The organism is Sphingomonas sp. PAMC 26605 (genome assembly GCF_000241485.1).
Classification (GTDB): domain Bacteria; phylum Pseudomonadota; class Alphaproteobacteria; order Sphingomonadales; family Sphingomonadaceae; genus Sphingomonas.
The window spans coordinates 421,015-438,509 of the sequence record NZ_JH584241.1 but is presented as its reverse complement, the minus strand read 5'-3'; the positions used below and the strand labels follow the sequence as shown (position 1 = coordinate 438,509).

Annotated in this window: 14 protein-coding genes; 8 read left to right on the top strand and 6 right to left on the bottom strand. The window is 68.2% G+C overall.

Annotated elements, in window-relative coordinates; all coding sequences use genetic code 11:
* Positions 1-108: 108 nt before the first annotated feature.
* The 3 genes from RH90_RS01935 (at position 109) to RH90_RS01925 (ending at position 3,620) form a co-directional block, all read left to right on the top strand.
* Positions 109-1,728: an NAD(P)/FAD-dependent oxidoreductase gene (locus RH90_RS01935; protein ID WP_010183531.1), complete on the top strand. Its 1,620-nt coding sequence runs from the start codon at positions 109-111 to the stop codon at positions 1,726-1,728.
* 399 nt (positions 1,729-2,127) lie between these two features.
* The gene (locus RH90_RS01930) at positions 2,128-2,865 is read left to right on the top strand and encodes an alpha/beta hydrolase family protein (protein WP_010183530.1); all 738 of its coding nucleotides are present in this window, start codon (positions 2,128-2,130) and stop codon (positions 2,863-2,865) included.
* On the top strand, positions 2,862-3,620 hold the full coding sequence (locus RH90_RS01925) for a tetratricopeptide repeat protein (RefSeq protein ID WP_010183529.1): 759 nt from the start codon (positions 2,862-2,864) through the stop codon (positions 3,618-3,620). Before RH90_RS01930 ends, RH90_RS01925 begins: the two co-directional genes overlap by 4 nt.
* Before the next feature lie 6 nt (positions 3,621-3,626).
* Here the strand turns inward: RH90_RS01925 and galU are convergent, their stop codons facing one another.
* From galU to rpsU, 4 genes are all read right to left on the bottom strand, one after another.
* Complete coding sequence (gene galU / locus RH90_RS01920) at positions 3,627-4,496, bottom strand: UTP--glucose-1-phosphate uridylyltransferase GalU (RefSeq protein WP_010183528.1); 870 nt, start codon at positions 4,494-4,496, stop codon at positions 3,627-3,629.
* A 76-nt stretch (positions 4,497-4,572) separates the two neighbouring features.
* Entirely contained in the window at positions 4,573-5,127 is a 555-nt protein-coding gene (locus tag RH90_RS01915; protein ID WP_029624964.1) for an FKBP-type peptidyl-prolyl cis-trans isomerase, read from the bottom strand.
* A gap of 1 nt (position 5,128) precedes the next feature.
* Positions 5,129-5,716: an FKBP-type peptidyl-prolyl cis-trans isomerase gene (locus RH90_RS01910; RefSeq protein WP_010183526.1), complete on the bottom strand. Its 588-nt coding sequence runs from the start codon at positions 5,714-5,716 to the stop codon at positions 5,129-5,131.
* A 79-nt stretch (positions 5,717-5,795) separates the two neighbouring features.
* Positions 5,796-6,002, bottom strand: coding sequence for a 30S ribosomal protein S21 (gene rpsU / locus RH90_RS01905; protein WP_010162663.1), 207 nt, complete (start codon positions 6,000-6,002; stop codon positions 5,796-5,798).
* A gap of 153 nt (positions 6,003-6,155) precedes the next feature.
* Here rpsU and cysS point away from each other — a divergent pair, with 153 nt between their 5' ends.
* The gene (gene cysS / locus RH90_RS01900; RefSeq protein WP_010183525.1) at positions 6,156-7,583 is read left to right on the top strand and encodes a cysteine--tRNA ligase; all 1,428 of its coding nucleotides are present in this window, start codon (positions 6,156-6,158) and stop codon (positions 7,581-7,583) included.
* A gap of 71 nt (positions 7,584-7,654) precedes the next feature.
* Here cysS and RH90_RS01895 read toward each other — a convergent pair whose 3' ends face one another.
* Positions 7,655-9,718: a M13 family metallopeptidase gene (locus RH90_RS01895; RefSeq protein WP_010183524.1), complete on the bottom strand. Its 2,064-nt coding sequence runs from the start codon at positions 9,716-9,718 to the stop codon at positions 7,655-7,657.
* 133 nt (positions 9,719-9,851) lie between these two features.
* Here RH90_RS01895 and RH90_RS01890 point away from each other — a divergent pair, with 133 nt between their 5' ends.
* The 4 genes from RH90_RS01890 (at position 9,852) to RH90_RS01875 (ending at position 15,353) form a co-directional block, all read left to right on the top strand.
* Entirely contained in the window at positions 9,852-11,453 is a 1,602-nt protein-coding gene (locus RH90_RS01890) for a carboxyl transferase domain-containing protein (RefSeq protein ID WP_010183523.1), read from the top strand.
* Positions 11,454-11,691: 238 nt separating this feature from the next.
* Positions 11,692-12,183 (top strand): nuclear transport factor 2 family protein, encoded by a 492-nt coding sequence (locus RH90_RS01885; protein WP_010183522.1) that lies wholly within the window; start codon positions 11,692-11,694, stop codon positions 12,181-12,183.
* 106 nt (positions 12,184-12,289) lie between these two features.
* Positions 12,290-14,149 (top strand): acetyl/propionyl/methylcrotonyl-CoA carboxylase subunit alpha, encoded by a 1,860-nt coding sequence (locus tag RH90_RS01880; protein WP_010183521.1) that lies wholly within the window; start codon positions 12,290-12,292, stop codon positions 14,147-14,149.
* A complete protein-coding gene (locus tag RH90_RS01875) occupies positions 14,142-15,353 on the top strand; it encodes a CaiB/BaiF CoA transferase family protein (protein WP_010183519.1) in 1,212 nt (403 codons plus the stop codon). Before RH90_RS01880 ends, RH90_RS01875 begins: the two co-directional genes overlap by 8 nt.
* Before the next feature lie 138 nt (positions 15,354-15,491).
* Here the strand turns inward: RH90_RS01875 and RH90_RS01870 are convergent, their stop codons facing one another.
* Positions 15,492-17,159, bottom strand: a complete 1,668-nt coding sequence (locus RH90_RS01870) for a helicase HerA-like domain-containing protein (protein WP_010183518.1) — start codon at positions 17,157-17,159, stop codon at positions 15,492-15,494.
* Positions 17,160-17,495: the final 336 nt, after the last annotated feature.

Sequence of the window (17,495 nt, the reverse complement as noted above, 5' to 3'; positions counted from 1 at the left end):
CCCTCCACCACTCGGCTGAAGAAGCCGAGCGGTCCCCCTCCCCCGCTGCGCGAGGGAGGATTAAGGGCGCCAGTTCCCGAAGCCGCCCTTCCCCGCTACAGCACCGCGATGCTCCGCATCACCGAACTCAAGCTCCCGCTCCACCATGCCGACGAGGAACTGACCGCCGCGATCCGCAACCGGTTGCGGATCACGCCACGCGATCTCGTCCGCTTCTCGATCGCGCGCCGCGCGCACGATGCGCGGATCAAGAGCGACATCCAGCTCGTCTATTCGATCGACGTCACGCTGCGCAACGAAGCCCCCGTGCTCGCGCGCTTCAAGAAGGACCGCCACGTCCAGCCGACCCCGAACACGAGCTACAAGTTCGTCGCTCAGGCGCCCGCCGATTACAAAGGCCCCCGCCCGGTGGTGATCGGCACCGGCCCATGCGGGCTGTTCGCCGGGCTGATCCTCGCGCAGATGGGCTACAAGCCGATCATCGTCGATCGCGGCAAGGTGGTGCGCGAGCGCACCAAGGACACCTGGGGGCTGTGGCGCAAAAGCGTGCTCAACCCCGAATCGAACGTCCAGTTCGGCGAGGGCGGCGCGGGGACCTTTTCCGACGGCAAGCTCTACAGCCGGATCAAGGACCCGCGGCATCTCGACCGCAAGGTGCTGATCGAGTTCGTCAAGGCGGGCGCGCCGCCCGAGATCCTGACCGAGGCGCATCCGCACATCGGCACCTTCCGCCTGGTCACGATGGTCGAGAGCATGCGTGCGACGATCGAGGCGCTCGGCGGCGAATATCGCTTCGAGACGCGCGTCGACGGAATCGACGTCGCCACCAGTGAGGATGGTACGCGGAAGGTGCGCGGGCTCCACCTTCACACCGGCGACTATCTCGAAGCCGAGCAGGTCGTGCTCGCGGTCGGCCACAGCGCGCGCGACACCTTCGCGATGCTCCATGCCGAGGGCGTCTATCTCGAGGCCAAGCCCTTCTCGCTCGGCGTCCGCATCGAACATCCGCAATCGTGGATCGACGATGCGCGCTTCGGTCCCAATGCCGGCAACCCGATCCTCGGCGCCGCCGATTACGCGCTGTCGCATCATGCGAAGAATGGGCGCACCGCCTACAGCTTCTGCATGTGCCCCGGCGGCACGGTGGTGGCGGCGACCTCGGAGGAAGGCCGCGTCGCGACCAACGGGATGAGCCAATATTCGCGCAACGAGCGCAACGCCAATTCGGGGCTCGTCGTCGGGATCGACCCGGCGCGCGATTATCCCGGCGATCCGCTCGCCGGGATCGCGCTACAGCGCCATTGGGAATCGCGCGCCTTCGTCGCAGGCGGATCGACCTATGCCGCGCCCGCGCAATTGCTCGGCGATTTCCTCGCCGGGCGCGCCTCGACCAGGCTCGCCAGCGTCGTCCCTTCGTACAAGCCCGGCGTGTATATGACCGACCTCGCGGAATGCCTGCCCGAGTTCGCGGTGACCGCGATGCGCGAGGCGCTCGTCCAGTTCGGCCGCGAGATCCCCGGCTACGACCATCCCGACGCAGTGCTGACCGGCGTCGAGACGCGCACCTCCTCGCCGGTGCGGATCACGCGCGGCGACGATTTCCAGAGCCTCAACACCGCGGGGCTGTTCCCGGCGGGCGAAGGTGCCGGGTATGCCGGGGGGATTCTGTCGGCGGCGGTCGACGGGATCAAGGTGGCGGAGGCGGTGGCACGGGCGATGGCGGCGTAGGATCGGGGTGGGTCGAAGCGCGACGGCGTTCGCCCCGGCGTAGCTTCTCAGCGCGATGGCGCGCCGACCGCTTCCCGCAGAGCGCGCGACGCATTTGTTCGGTTCGCACCTGCAGACGCAACCGTCATCCCAGCGAAAGCTGGGATCTCATCGTCAGGCGGCCGCCCTCGCCTCCACGAGACCCCAGCTTTCGCTGGGGTGACGGTCGGGAAGCGCGGCGGGCCTACCCAGCCCCGTCATCCCAGCGAAGGCTGGGATCTCATCGTCGGGCGGCGCGCTCGCCCCCACGGGACCCCGGCTTTCGCTGGGGTGACGGTCGGCGGCGCGGGGGGGCACGCGTGTAGCGGCGCGGCCGGTGGCGATTTGCGCGGCCCGCATCTTCCGCTAAGCCCCGCCCCCATGACCGACACGCTCCCCACCACCCCCGCCCGCCCCGCACTCGCTTATCATCTGACCGAGGGCACCGGCCCGACGATCGTCTTCCTGCCGGGCTATGGCTCGGACATGGAGGGCAGCAAGGCGCTCGCGCTCGAAGCCTGGGCGAAGCGCACCGGCCGCGCCTATCTGCGCTTCGATTATGGCGGCTGCGGCAGCAGCGAGGGCGATTTCGAGGAGCAGACGCTCGCCGGGTGGCGTGACGACGTCGTCGCGATGCTCGATGCGCTCGCGGGCGGGCCGGCGGTGCTGGTCGGATCGTCGATGGGCGGCTGGCTGATGCTGCTCGTCGCGCGCGACCATCCTGAGAAGGTCGCCGCGCTGGTCGGGATCGCCGCCGCGCCCGATTTCACCGACTGGGGCTTCACCGTCGATCAGAAGCTCGCCATTCTTTCAGAGGGGCGGCTCGAGAAGGTCGGGCGCTATGCCGATCTGCCGATGGTCTATACCCGCGCCTTCTGGCAATCGGGCGAGGCCAATCGCGTGCTCTTCTCAGGGCTCGCGATCGACGTGCCGGTGCGGCTGCTCCACGGCATGGCCGATACCGAGGTCCCCGCCAACCGCTCGCTCCATCTCGTCGAGCAGCTCCGTTCAGCCGATGTGCAGCTTACTTTGGTGAAGGGGGGCGACCACCGCCTGTCGCGCGACGCCGACCTCGCGTTGCTCGAGGCGACGCTCGAAAGTGTGATGGCCGCCTTATGACTCCCTTGCTGTTCGCCCCCCTGCTGCTGGCGCAGGCCGCCGCACCGGTCGGCCCGCCCGCGCCGCCGCCGTCGCAGCGTTACGAAAAGTGCCTCGATCTGGCGACGAACACCCCGACGCTGGCCGAGGCCGAAGCGGGGCAATGGCAGCTCGCGGGTGGCGGCTTCCTCGCCGGGCAGTGCCTCGGCATGGCCTATGCCAACGAGCAGCGCTGGCCCGCCGCCGCGACCGCCTTCGACGCCGCCGCGCGCGCGGCGGAGAAGGCCGGCGACGGTCGCTCGGTCAATTACTGGGCGCAGGCGGGGAATGCCTGGCTCGCGTCGGGCGACGCGACGAAGGCGCGCGCGGCGCTCGACGCAGCGCTGGCGGGCGGGTCGCTGACCGGTCTGCCGCTCGGCGAGGCGCATCTCGACCGCGCGCGCGCGATGGTGGCGGGGAATGATCTCGACGGCGCGCGCGATGATCTCGACCGCGCGATCGCCGAGGTGCCCGAGGATCCGCTCGCCTGGCTGCTGTCGGCGACGCTCGCGCGGCGCCAGCGCCAGATCGTCCGCGCGCAGCACGACATCGCCGAGGCGCTTAGGCTCAGCAGCGACGACGCCGCGGTCCAGCTCGAGGCGGGCAATATCGCGGCGTTCGCCAAGGACGAGGCGGGCGCGCGCGCGGCTTGGCAGCAAGCCGTCGCGCTTGGCGGCGACAGTGCGGCGGGCAAGGCCGCCGCCGCCGCGCTGCTGCAGTTCAACGGATCGAAATAGCGCCGCTCAACGCAACAGATCGACCGCGAAGGCGCGTACCGTGTCGCCGATATCCGCGCGGCCGATCGCGACCGAGAGGTTGGCGGTGACGTAGCCGGCCTTGTCGCCGCAATCGTAGCGCTTGCCGTCGAAGGTCAGGCCGTGGAACGGCTGGTCGCCGATCATCCGCGCCATCGCGTCGGTCAGCTGGATCTCGCCGCCAGCACCCTTGCCCTGATTCTCGAGCACGCGCATCACCTCGGGCTGGAGGATGTAGCGGCCGATCACCGACAGGTTCGACGGCGCGGTGCCCTTGGCGGGCTTCTCGACCAGCCCCTTGACCTCGGTCAGCGGACCGTTGCGGACACCCGGCGTGATCACGCCGTACATGTGCGTCTGGTCCTCGGGGACCTCCTGCGCGCAGATCATATTGCCGCCGACCTGCATGTACGCATCGACCATCTGCTTGAGGCAGCCGGGCTTGCCGAGCATGAAATCGTCGGCGAGCAACACCGCGAACGGCTCGTCGCCGACGATGTCGCGCGCGCACCACACCGCATGGCCGAGCCCCATCGGCTCCTGCTGTCGGACATAGGCGACCGCGCCCGGCGCGAGCCGCGTCTGGTCGAGCGCGTCCAAGGACTTGCCGCGCGCCGCCATCGTCGCCTCGAGCTCGTAGGCGATGTCGAAATGATCCTCGATCGCCGACTTGCCGCGCCCGGTGACGAAGATCATCTGCTCGATCCCCGCCTCGAGCGCCTCGTCGACGGCATATTGGATCAGCGGGCGATCGACGATCGGGAGCATTTCCTTGGGCATCGCCTTGGTCGCGGGCAGGAAGCGCGTGCCCAGGCCACCAACGGGGAAAACGGCCTTGCGCAAGGGTTTGATCGGCATCGACGTCCTTCGATCTCAAAACGGTCTAACGCGCGTGATACGCCGCGCGCGGGCGCATGAAAAGCTGCCCGCGGAGCTATTGCGCGGCGGGCGTGGCCGCCTGTTGCTGCATCTGCTCGAACTGCGCGGTCGAGACGAAATCGAGCAGCTCGATGTCGAACGCCAGCACCGAGCCAGCCGGGATCGGGCCGGTCGCCTGATCGCCATAGCCGAGGCTCGGCTTGATCCAGACGCGATATTTCGCACCCTTGGGCATCAGCTTCAACGCTTCGCTGAAGCCCGGCACGACGCCCGAAACGGGCATCGGCGTCGGCTGCTTGCTCTGGTCGAAGGTGGTGCCGTCGATCAGCTTGCCGACATAGTTGACGAGCGTGACGTCGGCGTCGGTCGGCTTGGCCGCACCGGCGCCGGGGGTCAGCACGCGATATTGCAGCCCCGACGGCGTCGTGACGACGCCGCGCAGCTTGGCGTTCTTGGCGAGGAAGGCGTCGGCGGGGCTCAGCGGCGGCACCGCCGCGGCCGGCTTCGCCGGGACCACGCGATGCACTGGCTTCTTCGTCGCCGCGGCGTCGACCGACACGGCGGGCAGGAGCATCGCGCCGATCAGACCGGCGAGCACGGGGGTGCGCATCTCAGCGACCGGTCGGCGGACCGCCCGCGCCCGGGGGCAGGCCACCGGCGGCACCCTGCTGCTGCAGCATCTGTTGCTGCTGCTGGATCTGGCGATAGGTGCTCATCGGGATGAATTCGAGCATCTCGACATCGAAGACGAGCGTCGAATTGGCGGGGATGCCCGGGGGCGACTTGTCGGCATAAGCGAGGCTCGGCTTGAGCCAGATGCGATATTTCGCACCCTTGTGCATCAGCTTGAGCGCTTCGCTGAAGCCCGGCACGACGCCCGCGACGGGCATCGGGGTCGGCTGTTGCGACTTGTCGAACACCGTGCCGTCGAGCAGGCGGCCCTCATAATTGATCAGCGCGACATCGTCGTCGGTCGGCGATGCGCCGGCGCCCGGCGCCATCACCTGATATTGCAGACCCGACGGCGTGGTCTTCACGCCAGCCGCCCGAGCATTGTGCGACAGGAACCCCGCCGTGGGATCGACCGGCGTCTGGAACGCCAGCGCGATCGCGGCGACCACCGCCACGGCGACGCCGATCCACAGATACACCAGGATACCCCGCTTCACGGGCTTTAGCGGGACAGCGGTGATCGACATGGTGGCTCCCGGGCGGGCGGTCGAAAATGGGCAGGCGGAAAGGCAGACAGAAGCGGGCGTTCGGGCCCGCTAGAGCGTCTTACCGTGCGCCGTCGCGTTCCATGCGCTTGCGCTCGAGCTTGCGCGCGCGGCGGACGGCAGCGGCACGCTCGCGCGCACGCTTCTCGCTCGGCTTTTCGTAATGCCGGCGCAGCTTCATCTCGCGATAGACGCCCTCGCGCTGCAACTTCTTCTTGAGCGCGCGCAGCGCCTGGTCGACATTGTTGTCGCGTACGATGATTTGCATAAAACCGAACAGCTCCGAATCGATAGAAAAGCGCCGCCGCAAACCCACGGCCCGCGTCGCAAGGCAGGCGCCCTACACGCGCGGTGCCCAAGTTTCAAGCGATCCGTCACCTTTTGCGTGACTTTGGGCGCGCCCGGTCTGTAAGCGGGCTGGATGACCGCAACCCCGCTCACGCTCTATAACAGCCTCACGCGCAGCCTCGAACGCTTCGTCCCGATCGATCCGGCGCTGGTGCGCGTCTATACCTGCGGGCCGACGGTCTACAATTATCAGCATATCGGCAACATGCGCGCCTTCCTGTTCGCCGACACGCTGGGCCGCGTGCTGCGCTGGAAGGGCTATCCGACACGCCACGTGATCAACATCACCGATGTCGGCCATCTGACCTCGGACGCCGACGCCGGCGACGACAAGATGGAGAAGGCGGCGGCGGCGGAAGCCAGGTCGATCTGGGAGATCGCGGCGCATTACACGCAGGCGTTCAAGGACGACGTCGCTCGGCTCAACATCGATCCGCCCGCCGAATGGACCGTCGCGACCGAGCATATCCCGCAGATGATCGCCTTCGCGCAGGCGATCGAAAAGGACTGCTATCTGATCGAGGGCGGGCTCTATTTCGACACGACGCGCGTGCCGAACTACGGCAGCCTCGCACGCGCAGTGTCCGATGAAGGCGAAAGCCGGATCGACCCCGTCTCGGGCAAGCGCCATCCGCAGGACTTCGCGATCTGGCGGCGCTCGCCGCCGGGCGAGCAGCGCCAGATGGAATGGGACTCACCCTGGGGCAAGGGCGCGCCGGGCTGGCATCTCGAATGCTCGGTGATGAGCCGCCAGCATCTCGGCCACCCGTTCGACATCCATACCGGCGGGATCGATCACCGCGAGATCCACCACCCCAACGAGATCGCGCAGAACCAGGCGTTCTGCGGCTGCGACGACAGCGGCGCGCGGATCTGGATGCACAACAATTTCCTCGTCGATCGCGGCGCCAAGATGTCGAAGTCGAGCGGCGATTTCCTGCGGCTGCAGACGCTGGTCGATGCCGGCGTGCACCCCCTCGCCTATCGCCTGATGTGCCTGCAGGCGCAGTATCGCAGCGAACTCGAATTCACCTGGGAGAACCTCGCCGCGGCCTTCACCCGGCTCAAACGGCTGGTGATCGCGCGCGACGCACTCCGCGCGCGCGACGATTATGTGCTGAAGGGCGATGCCGAGCCGTATCTCGCGCAGCTCGACGAAGCGGTGAGCGACGATCTCAACACCCCGCGCGCGCTGATCGCGCTCGACGCGATGCTCGCCGACAAGCGGCTGTCGCCGGCGACGCGGCTGCGCGCGCTCGAGGATTTCGATGCGGTGCTCGGGCTCGAGCTGGTGACGCTCAAGCGCGATGCGTTGCGGCTGCGGCCGGTCGATGCGACGCTCGACGACAGCGGCGTCGATGCCCTGCTCGCGGCGCGCAAGGATGCGCGGGCGGCGAAGGATTTCGCGGCGTCGGACGCGATTCGCGACGAGCTCGCTGCCGCCGGGGTCGAGGTGATGGACGGCGATCCACTCGGCTGGGACTGGAAGCTGGCGCTCTAAGCGCGCTGGGGGGAGCCCCCCTCCCCTTCCAACGAAAGACGGCCCCCGGCTTTCACCGGGGGCCGCTTGTCTCACCAGACGTGAACGCGCGCGCCGGGCGCGAGGTAAAGCTTGTCGCTCGGCTGCACCTTGTACGCCGGATACCAGGCGTCGAGGTTGCGCACCGTAAGCACGCGGAACATCGCCGGCGCGTGGACATCGGTCGCGATCCGTGCGCGCAGCGCCTTGTCGCGCATCTTGGTCCGCCAGCTCTGCGCGAACGCCAGGAAGAAGCGCTGGTCGCCGGTCATCCCGTCGATCACCGGCGGCTCCTTGCCGCCGTACGACGCGCGATACGCCTCGTACGCCGCGGTGAGGCCCGCGGTGTCGGCGATGTTCTCGCCGAGCTCTTGCTTGCCCTTGAGGTGCAGCCCCGGCAGCGCCTCGTAGGCATCGTATTGCGCCGCCAGCGCCGAGCCGGCCTGTTCGAAGCGCGCGAGATCGGCGGGGGTCCACCAGTTGCGATACTTGCCGGTCGAATCGAAATCGGCGCCGAGATTGTCGAAGCTGTGGCTGATCTCGTGTCCGATCACCGCGCCGATCGCGCCGTAATTCGCCGCGGCATCGTATTTCGCGTCGAAATACGGCGCCTGCAGGATCGCCGCGGGGAAGTTGAGCGCGTTCTGCAGTGGCAGGTTGACCGCGTTCACCGTCTGCGGCGTCATCCACCATTCGGTGCGGTCGGGCGCCTTGCCGAGCTTGCCGATCTGGTAGCGATAGATCGCGAGATCGGCGCGTTCGAGATTGCCGATCGGGTCCTTCACGTCGACCGCGAACTTGGGGAAGGCGCGCCAATGGTCGGGATAGCCGACGCCGACATAGAGCACCGACAGCTTGCGGCGCGCCTCGGCCTTGGTCCCCGGGGTCATCCAGTCGAGCTTCTGGATGCGCTGGTCGAACGCGCCGACGATGTTCTTAACCATCGTCTGGATCTCGGCCTTCGACTGCGCCGAGAAATAGCGCGCGGCGTAGAGCCGGCCGACCTCGTCGCCGAGTGCCGCATTGACCGCGGCGATGCTGCGCTTGTCGCGCGTCTGTTGCGCGGGCGTGCCGTTGAGCTGCTTACCGTAGAAGGCGAAGCGCGCATCGTCGAACGCCTTGGGGAGGACCGAGGCGACCGCGGTGATGCGGTGCGCGGTCAGCCAGTCCTGCCAGTCGGCGAGCGGCTCGCTTGCGACCAGTCCCGAGAGCTTGGTGATCGCGTCGGGCTGCCAGGCGATGAAGTCCTGCTGGCCCGCGGGGATGCCCGCCGCCGCCCAATAGGCCGCCCAGTCGAGGCCCGGGGCTTTGCGCGCGAAGTCGGCGCGGGTCCACGGATTGTCGCCCTTGCTCGCGTCCTGGCTCGCTTCGATGTCGGTCTGTGCGGCGGCGATCTTCAGCTCGAGCGCGAAGACGCGCGCGGCGCGTGCCGCCGGATCGCCGAGCCCGGCCAGGGTGAACATCTGCGTCAGATACGCTTTGTAGCCGTCGCGCAGCTCGGCCATCTGCGGGGTTTGCGACACATAATAGTCGCGGTCGGGCAGGCCGAGGCCGCCCTGCATCAGATACGGCGTGCTGCGCGTCGGCTGATTGAGATCCTGCGAGACGAACAGGCCGAACAGGTTGGTCGTGCTGGCATAATTGTTGAGGTTGAACGGATCGGTATCCGCACGCAGCTGCGCGCCCATCAGTTTCGCGAGCGCCGCCTTGTCGCGCAGCGCGTAATACGGCGCAATGAGCGCTTTCAGCGGCGCGACGCCGCGCGCTTCGATCGCGGCGGTGTCATTGTAGGCGGCGTAATAATCGGCGATCAGGCGCTGGCTGGTGCCGGGCGCGGCATTGGCCTTGGCGGCGTCCTGGATGATCGTCGCGTTGCGCGCTTCGGCCACCTTGGAAACCTCGACGCCGACGCCGGTCGAAGAGCGCGCCGGTTCGATCTCGGCGGTCTTGCGCCAAGTGCCGTTGGCGTAATCGTCGAAATTGTCGCCCGGCTTGACGCTCTTGTCGATCAGCGCGGGATCGACGCCCGATTGCGTGCCCGCCAGCTGCGCCGCGACGCCGGTGGCGATCGCCGAGCTGGCGAGCAAAGCGATCGAAAGAAGGGGCAAGCGCTTCATGGACAAGTTTCCTCGGTAACTATCTTGCGTGTGGTATACGCGCTCCACGGCGTCTGCCAATCGGCTTTCCTTCGCGCGCCCGGGTCGCTAGGCAGTTTCCTATGCAACGGATACCGCAAGCAGGAAGCCCGCTTTGAGCGCCCCCGTCCTCGATACCAAGCTCAGCGCCGATGGCGAGACCTTCCGCGCCAATGCGGCGCACAACCGCGCTCTGGTCGAGCGGCTGCGCGCCGATGTCGCGCAGGCCGCACTCGGCGGGACCGAGAAGAGCCGCGAGCGCCATACCGCACGCGGCAAGCTGCTCCCGCGCGAGCGCGTCGAGCGGTTGCTCGATCCGGGTTCGCCGTTTCTCGAGATCGGGCAGCTGGTGGCCAACGGGCTGTATGACGATGAGGTGCCGGGCGCCGGCGTGATCGCGGGGATCGGGCGCGTGTCGGGGCGGCAGTGCATGATCGTGTGCAACGACGCGACGGTGAAGGGCGGGACGTACTACCCGCTGACCGTCAAGAAGCATCTGCGCGCGCAGGAGATTGCCGAGGCGAACATGCTGCCGTGCATCTACCTCGTCGATTCGGGCGGCGCGAACCTGCCGCATCAGGCCGAGGTCTTCCCCGACCGCGACCATTTCGGGCGGATCTTCTTCAACCAGGCGACCATGAGCGCGAAGGGCATCCCGCAGATCGCCTGCGTGATGGGGTCGTGCACCGCGGGCGGCGCCTATGTCCCCGCCATGTCCGACGAGACGATCATCGTGCGCGGACAAGGCACGATCTTCCTTGCCGGACCGCCCTTGGTAAAGGCGGCGACGGGCGAGGTGATCTCGGCCGAGGAGCTGGGCGGGGCGGATACGCACGGGCGGCGTTCGGGCGTGGTCGACCATGTTGCCGAGAATGACGAGCATGCGCTGACGATCGTGCGCGATATCGTCTCGACGCTGCAGCCGCAGCGCGGCGGCGACGTCAATCTGGAGGAGCCGCGACCGCCGAAGTTCGACGCCGAGGAGCTGTACGGAATCGTTCCGAGCGATGTGCGGGCTCCGTACGACGTGCATGAGATCATCGCGCGGCTGGTCGACGGGTCGGAGTTCCACGAGTTCAAGGCGTTGTACGGCACGTCGCTGGTTTGCGGGTTCGCGCATATCTGGGGCATCCCGGTCGCGATTCTCGCCAATAACGGCGTGCTGTTCTCGGAGAGCGCACAGAAGGGCGCGCATTTCATAGAACTGGCGTGCCAGCGGCGGATCCCGTTGCTGTTCCTGCAGAACATCTCGGGCTTCATGGTCGGCGGCAAGTACGAGGCCGAGGGGATTGCCAAGCACGGCGCCAAGCTCGTCACCGCGGTGGCGACCGCGACCGTTCCGAAGATCACCGTGCTGATCGGCGGCAGCTTCGGCGCGGGCAATTACGGCATGTGCGGGCGGGCGTATTCACCGCGCTTTCTCTTTTCCTGGCCCAACAGCCGCATCTCGGTGATGGGCGGCGAACAGGCCGCGTCGGTGCTGGCGACGGTCCACCGCGACGCCGACGGTTGGTCGGACGATGAGGCCGAGGCCTTCAAGGCCCCGATCCGCCAGAAATACGAGGACGAGGGCAACCCCTGGTACGCCACCGCGCGGCTGTGGGACGACGGCATCATCGACCCCGCGCAGACGCGCGACGTGCTCGGCCTGGCGTTCGCCGCCACGCTCAACGCGCCGATCCCTGAGCGCCCGGCGTTCGGCGTGTTCCGGATGTGATGGAAGTGGGCGGCCTTCGATCCTCCCCGGCACGGGGAGGGGGTGTGCGAGCTTTGGCCTGCCCCCGGCAGGCCAAGAATGTGTCCGGGGGACACATTCTCGCTCGCACACCAGCCTCCTTCAGGCTGGTGGTGGAGGGGGACCGCAACACGCGTTGCGCTCGCGGCGCGCCCCCTCCACCATTCGCTGAATGCTCATGGTCCCCCTCCCCGTGCCGGGGAGGATATTAGGAAGCCTTATGCCCCTGATCTTCGCCCTCCTGCTCGCAGCGCAGATGTCGTCGCAGACCACCCCGGTCCAGCCGATCGTCAAGGGCACCGGCCTGCCGCCCCCCGGCACCGAGGAGGCGCAGGTGATGGCGCCGGTCACCGCGCTGCTCGCCGGCATCGCCGCGCGCGACGCGGCCGCGATCGGCCAGGCGCTGCGCAGCGATGCCACGGCGACGGCGGTCGCCGAGCAGGGCGACGGCACGCGCAAGATCACGCATTCGAGCCGCGAGCAGTTGCTTGCGCGCTTCGCCCCCGGGCCCGAGCGCTATGACGAGCGGCTCTCCGACGCTGCGGTCGAGATCGATGGCGACATCGCGATGGTGTGGAGCCCCTACACCTTCCGCATCGACGGCACGCTCCACCATTGCGGCTACGACCATTTCGACCTGGTGCGCGAGGGCGGCAGCTGGAAGATCCAGAATGTGACCTGGTCGTCGCGCACGACGGGGTGCGCGGGATGACCTACCCCCGTCGCCCCGGCGCAGGCCGGGGCCGCTGCGCATGTGCGCGCGGCGCTTCTCTCATCGTAACGGCCCCGGCCTGCGCCGGGGCGACGGATAGACACGCATGATCCAGTCTCTGCTCATCGCCAATCGCGGCGAGATCGCCTGCCGCATCATCCGCACCGCCAAGGCGATGGGGGTGCGGACGATCGCGGTCTATTCGGATGCCGATTCGGGGGCGCTGCATGTTCGGCAGGCCGACGAGGCGGTGCATATCGGCGCGTCGCCAGCGCGCGAAAGCTATCTGGTCGGCGACAAGATCATCGCCGCGGCCAAGGCGAGCGGCGCCGAGGCGATCCATCCGGGCTATGGCTTCCTCTCGGAAAATGCCGACTTCGCGCAAGACGTGATCGACGCCGGGATCGTCTGGGTCGGTCCCAATCCCGACAGCATCCGCGCGATGGGGCTCAAGGATGCCGCCAAGGAGCGGATGATCGCGGCGGGCGTGCCGGTGACGCCGGGCTATCTCGGCGCGGACCAGTCGCCCGAGCGGCTGGCGGCGGAAGCGGCGGCGGTCGGCTATCCGGTGCTGATCAAGGCGGTCGCGGGCGGTGGCGGCAAGGGGATGCGGCGCGTCGACGATCCTGCCGCCTTTGCCGATGCGCTCGTTTCGTGCCAGCGCGAGGCGGCGTCGTCGTTCGGCAACACCGACGTGCTGATCGAGAAATACATCCTCTCGCCGCGCCACATCGAGGTGCAGGTGTTCGGCGACAGCCACGGCAATGTCGTCCATCTGTTCGAGCGCGACTGCTCGCTCCAGCGCCGCCACCAGAAGGTGATCGAGGAAGCCCCCGCGCCGGGGATGGACGCCGCGACGCGGGAAGCGATCTGCGCCGCAGCGGTCAAGGCGGCCAAGGCGGTCGACTATGTCGGCGCGGGGACGATCGAGTTCATCGCCGACGCGAGCGAGGGCCTGCGCGCCGACCGCATCTGGTTCATGGAAATGAACACGCGGCTCCAGGTCGAACATCCGGTGACCGAGGAGATCACCGGGGCCGATCTGGTCGAGTGGCAGCTGCGCGTTGCGAGCGGGGAGGCGTTGCCGAAGCGGCAGGAGGAGTTGAGCATCAACGGCTGGGCGATGGAGGCGCGGCTGTATGCGGAGAACCCGGCGAGCGGCTTCCTGCCCTCGACCGGCACGCTCGAGCATCTGCGCCTGCCGCGTTTCGCGCGGATCGAGACCGGGGTCGAGGAAGCGGGCGAGGTCTCGCCCTTCTACGATCCGATGATCGCCAAGATCATCGTCCATGCCGAAGATCGGTCGGCAGCGACCGCGGCCTTGTGGGACGCGACGAGCGATGTCGAGGTCTGGCCTGTGCGAACCAATGCCGGTTTCCTCGCGCGGATTTGCCAGGATGCGGACTTCGGCGCGGGGACGATCGACACCGGGTTGATCGAGCGGCGTGGCGACGCGCTGACGGTGCCACCCGCACCGCAGCCGACGCATTTGCGCGACGCCGCTGCGGCGCTTGCGGCGCGTCCGATGCGCGGCGTGTGGGACGATGCGATCGGTCTTCGGCTCAATGCGACGGCGCGGTCCGAGGTGCGGATCGTTGACGATGCGGGCGATGTGCATGTCGTCGGCGACCTGATGATCGACGACGGCCCGCCGCAGGACGAAGTCGTCAGCTTCTTCCTCGGCGAAGGGCGTAGCTATCGGCTGTATCAACCACGCGGCACCGCGACGGGGGCTGCCGCTGACGGCGCGATCCTCTCGCCGATGCCGGGCCGGATCATCGCGGTCGATGTCGCGGCGGGCGACAGCGTCGTGAAGGGCCAGAAGCTCGTCACGCTCGAGGCGATGAAGATGGAGCACAGCCTGACCGCGCCGTTCGACGGCACTGTCGCCGAACTCAACGTCGAAGTGGGCGGACAGACGCAGGAAGGCGTCGTGCTCGCTCGGCTGACACGTGACGATGCCTGAGACGCGCGGCGCGCTCGCCGGGGTCAAGGTGCTCGATCTGTCGCGCGTGCTCGCGGGGCCGTGGGCGACGCAGATGCTCGGCGATCTCGGGGCCGAGGTGCTCAAGATCGAGCAGCCCGGGCAAGGCGACGATACGCGCCGCTGGGGGCCGCCGGCGCTGGCCGATAATTCGGGTGATTCGGCCTATTATCTCTGCGCCAATCGCAACAAGCGCTCGCTCGCGATCGATCTCGCGCAGCCCGCGGGCGCCGACCTGATCCGCCGGCTCGCGGCGCAGAGCGACGTACTGGTCGAGAATTTTCGCGTCGGCGGGCTCGCCAAATACGGGCTCGATTATGCAAGCCTCGCCGCGATCAATCCGCGATTGGTCTATTGCTCGATCACCGGCTTCGGGCAGGACGGGCCGTACAAGGACAAAGGCGGGTACGACTTCCTGATCCAGGCGATGGGCGGGCTGATGAGCGTCACCGGCGAGGCCGACGGGCCGCCGATGAAGGTCGGCGTGCCGATCGTCGATCTGTTCACCGGCACCTATGCGACCGTCGCGATCCTCGCCGCCCTGCGTCACCGCGACGCGACCGGGCGGGGCCAGCATGTCGATTGCGCGCTGCTCGACACGCAGCTGGCGATGCTGTCGAACCAGGCGTCGAACTGGCTCAATGGCGGGACGGTGCCGGTGCGGCGTGGCAACGATCACCCCAATATCGTGCCGTATCGCGATTACGAGACCGCCGATGGCGCGATCGTCGTCGCTTTGGGGAACGACCGGCAGTTCCGCGATTTCCTGCGCGTGCTGGGCTTGCGCGATCTGGGCGACGATCCGCGCTTTGCCAGCGTGGCGTTGCGCAGCGAGCATCGTGCGGCGCTCCACGCGCATCTCGCCCCTGCGGTGGCGCAGTGGGGATCGGATGATCTTGTCGCGGCGATGGAGGCGGCGAAGCTCCCTGCGGGCAAGGTCGCCGGGCTGCCTGAGATCTTCGCCGATCCGCAAGTTGCCCACCGGGAGAGCGTTCAGGCTATGGCGCGCGCGGATGGCACGCCGTTGCAAGTCGTCGGCTTCCCGGCAAAGCTGTCGGAGACCCCCGCAAGCTATGATCGCGCGCCGCCGCGCGCCGGGGCGGACACGCGCGAAGCGCTGGTGGAGGCTCTGGGGCTGTCCGAGGACGCGCTCGACGCATTGGCGGCGGCGGGCGTCATCGCATAACCGCGGCCGCACCCCGGCGAAGGCCGGGGCCCAGTCGCGCAGGTCAGCGTGATCGCGCGCGGCGCTTCCCCATCAGCGTCTCGCTTCTGGGCCCCGGCCTTCGCCGGGGTGCAACCAGCACGGTGAAGCGTCAGAGCTTCACCGCCCCTTGAACAGCCCGCCGAGCACGCCGCGAACGAGGCTGCCGACGATTCCGCCCGCGGCACCCCGCGAGGAGCCGAACACCGCCTTCGAGACTTCGTTGGCGACCTGACGCCCGACCGCCGAACTCGCCGAGCGCGTCGCCGAGGTGATCGCGCGGTTCCACGGCGAGTTGGCTGCGGCCTTAGCTTCCGCCGCGGCCTGTTGCGCCTGCAGCCGCGCCTGACGATCGGCCTCGCGCTGCGCGGCGATCCGCTGACGCTCGGCCTCCTTGGCGGCGACCGCGTCGGCTTTGGCCTGCGCCGCAGCCGCCTTGTCGCCCTCGGTCTTCGCCTTGGCTTCGGCCGCCGCCGCGGCAGCCTCCTGCGCCTTGGCGCCGAGCATTTCCTCGGCCGACTGGCGATCGACCAGCGTGTCGTATTTGTTGCCGACCGGATCGGTCGAGATCATCACCCCGCGCTCGACCGGGGTGACCGGCCCGACGCGCGACGCGGGCGGCGCGATCAGCGTGCGCTGGACGGGCGAGGGCGATCCGTCGGGCAGCAGCAGCGAGACGAGCGCCTCGCCGACCTTCAACTCGGTGATCGCGGTCTCGACATCGACGCCGGGATTGGCGCGGAAGGTCGTCGCCGCCGACTTCACCGCCGCCTGGTCGCGCGGGGTGAAGGCACGCAGCGCGTGCTGGACGCGGTTGCCGAGCTGCCCCGCGACCGTATCGGGAATATCGATCGGGTTCTGCGTGATGAAATAGATGCCGACGCCCTTCGACCGGATCAGCCGCACGACCTGCTCGATCTTCTCGAGTAGCGCTTTCGGCGCGGCGTCGAACAGCAGGTGCGCTTCGTCGAAGAAGAAGCAGAGCACAGGCTTATCGGGATCGCCCACCTCCGGGAGATGTTCGAACAGCTCGCTCATCAGCCACAGCAGGAAGGTCGAATAGAGCTTGGGGCTCGCCATCAACTTGTCGGCGGCGAGCACGTTGACGATGCCCCTGCCCTTCTCGTCGACCCCGATGAAATCGTCGAGATCGAGCGCGGGCTCGCCGAAGAAATGCTCGCCGCCCTGGCTGCGCAGCTGGAGCAAAGCGCGCTGGATCGTCCCGATCGACTGCTTCGAGACATTGCCATAGGTCATGGTGAGCTCGTCGGCGCGCCCCGCGCAATCGGCCAGCATCGCCTGCAGATCGTCGAGGTCGATCAGCAGCAGCCCGTCCTTGTCGGCGACGTGGAAGGCGATCGTCAGCACGCCTTCCTGGACTTCGTTGAGGTCCATCAGCCGCGACAGCAGCAGCGGGCCCATCTCGGAAATGGTGGTGCGGATCGGGTGGCCCTGTTCGCCGTACAGGTCCCAGAATTGTACGGGGGTGTCGGCATAGGCCCAGCTGTCGTCGCCAACTTCCTTGGCGCGTGCGGCGAAGATGTCGTGGTTCTTGGCAGTCGGCGAGCCGGCCATCGCGAGGCCCGACAGATCGCCCTTCACGTCGGCGACGAAGCACGGGACACCGGCGCGCGAAAAGCCTTCGATGATGCCCTGGACGGTGACGGTCTTGCCGGTGCCGGTCGCGCCCGCGATCAGGCCGTGGCGATTGGCGCGCTTGAGTTCGAGCGCTTGCGGGTTTGCACCGCCGGGGCCTGCGCCGATGAAGATGCTGGTCGTGTCGGTCATGCGGCCTCGCGGAGTTTCGACGCAAACTATCGCGCGAAATTCAGCACTGCGGAAGCCGTTTTAGCCCCTCCCCTTTAGGGGAGGGGTTGGGGTGGGGACGTATGCCGCCTGGGACGGGTCTCTGCGAGGCACGCCCCATCTCCCAACCCCTCCCCTGAAGGGGAGGGGCTTTTTTCGTTACGTTACTTTCCCACCGGCGCCGCCGTCGCACGGCCGAGCGGCGAGGACGAGACTTTGCCCGCCGCCGCCGGAGCGGTTTCGTTGCCGAGCCCGGCCGCGCTCGGCGAGGCCTTGCCGCCCGGATCGGCTGCGCCCGCGGCGGGCGGGGCCTTCGCT

Coding starts and splice junctions, on each gene's coding strand:
- RH90_RS01935 (WP_010183531.1), top strand. CDS start 109: ATGCTCCGCATCACCGAACTCAAGCTCCCGCTCCACCATGCCGACGAG.
- RH90_RS01930 (WP_010183530.1), top strand. CDS start 2,128: ATGACCGACACGCTCCCCACCACCCCCGCCCGCCCCGCACTCGCTTAT.
- RH90_RS01925 (WP_010183529.1), top strand. CDS start 2,862: ATGACTCCCTTGCTGTTCGCCCCCCTGCTGCTGGCGCAGGCCGCCGCA.
- galU (WP_010183528.1), bottom strand. CDS start 4,496: ATGCCGATCAAACCCTTGCGCAAGGCCGTTTTCCCCGTTGGTGGCCTG.
- RH90_RS01915 (WP_029624964.1), bottom strand. CDS start 5,127: ATGCGCACCCCCGTGCTCGCCGGTCTGATCGGCGCGATGCTCCTGCCC.
- RH90_RS01910 (WP_010183526.1), bottom strand. CDS start 5,716: ATGTCGATCACCGCTGTCCCGCTAAAGCCCGTGAAGCGGGGTATCCTG.
- rpsU (WP_010162663.1), bottom strand. CDS start 6,002: ATGCAAATCATCGTACGCGACAACAATGTCGACCAGGCGCTGCGCGCG.
- cysS (WP_010183525.1), top strand. CDS start 6,156: ATGACCGCAACCCCGCTCACGCTCTATAACAGCCTCACGCGCAGCCTC.
- RH90_RS01895 (WP_010183524.1), bottom strand. CDS start 9,718: ATGAAGCGCTTGCCCCTTCTTTCGATCGCTTTGCTCGCCAGCTCGGCG.
- RH90_RS01885 (WP_010183522.1), top strand. CDS start 11,692: ATGCCCCTGATCTTCGCCCTCCTGCTCGCAGCGCAGATGTCGTCGCAG.
- RH90_RS01880 (WP_010183521.1), top strand. CDS start 12,290: ATGATCCAGTCTCTGCTCATCGCCAATCGCGGCGAGATCGCCTGCCGC.
- RH90_RS01875 (WP_010183519.1), top strand. CDS start 14,142: ATGCCTGAGACGCGCGGCGCGCTCGCCGGGGTCAAGGTGCTCGATCTG.
- RH90_RS01870 (WP_010183518.1), bottom strand. CDS start 17,159: ATGACCGACACGACCAGCATCTTCATCGGCGCAGGCCCCGGCGGTGCA.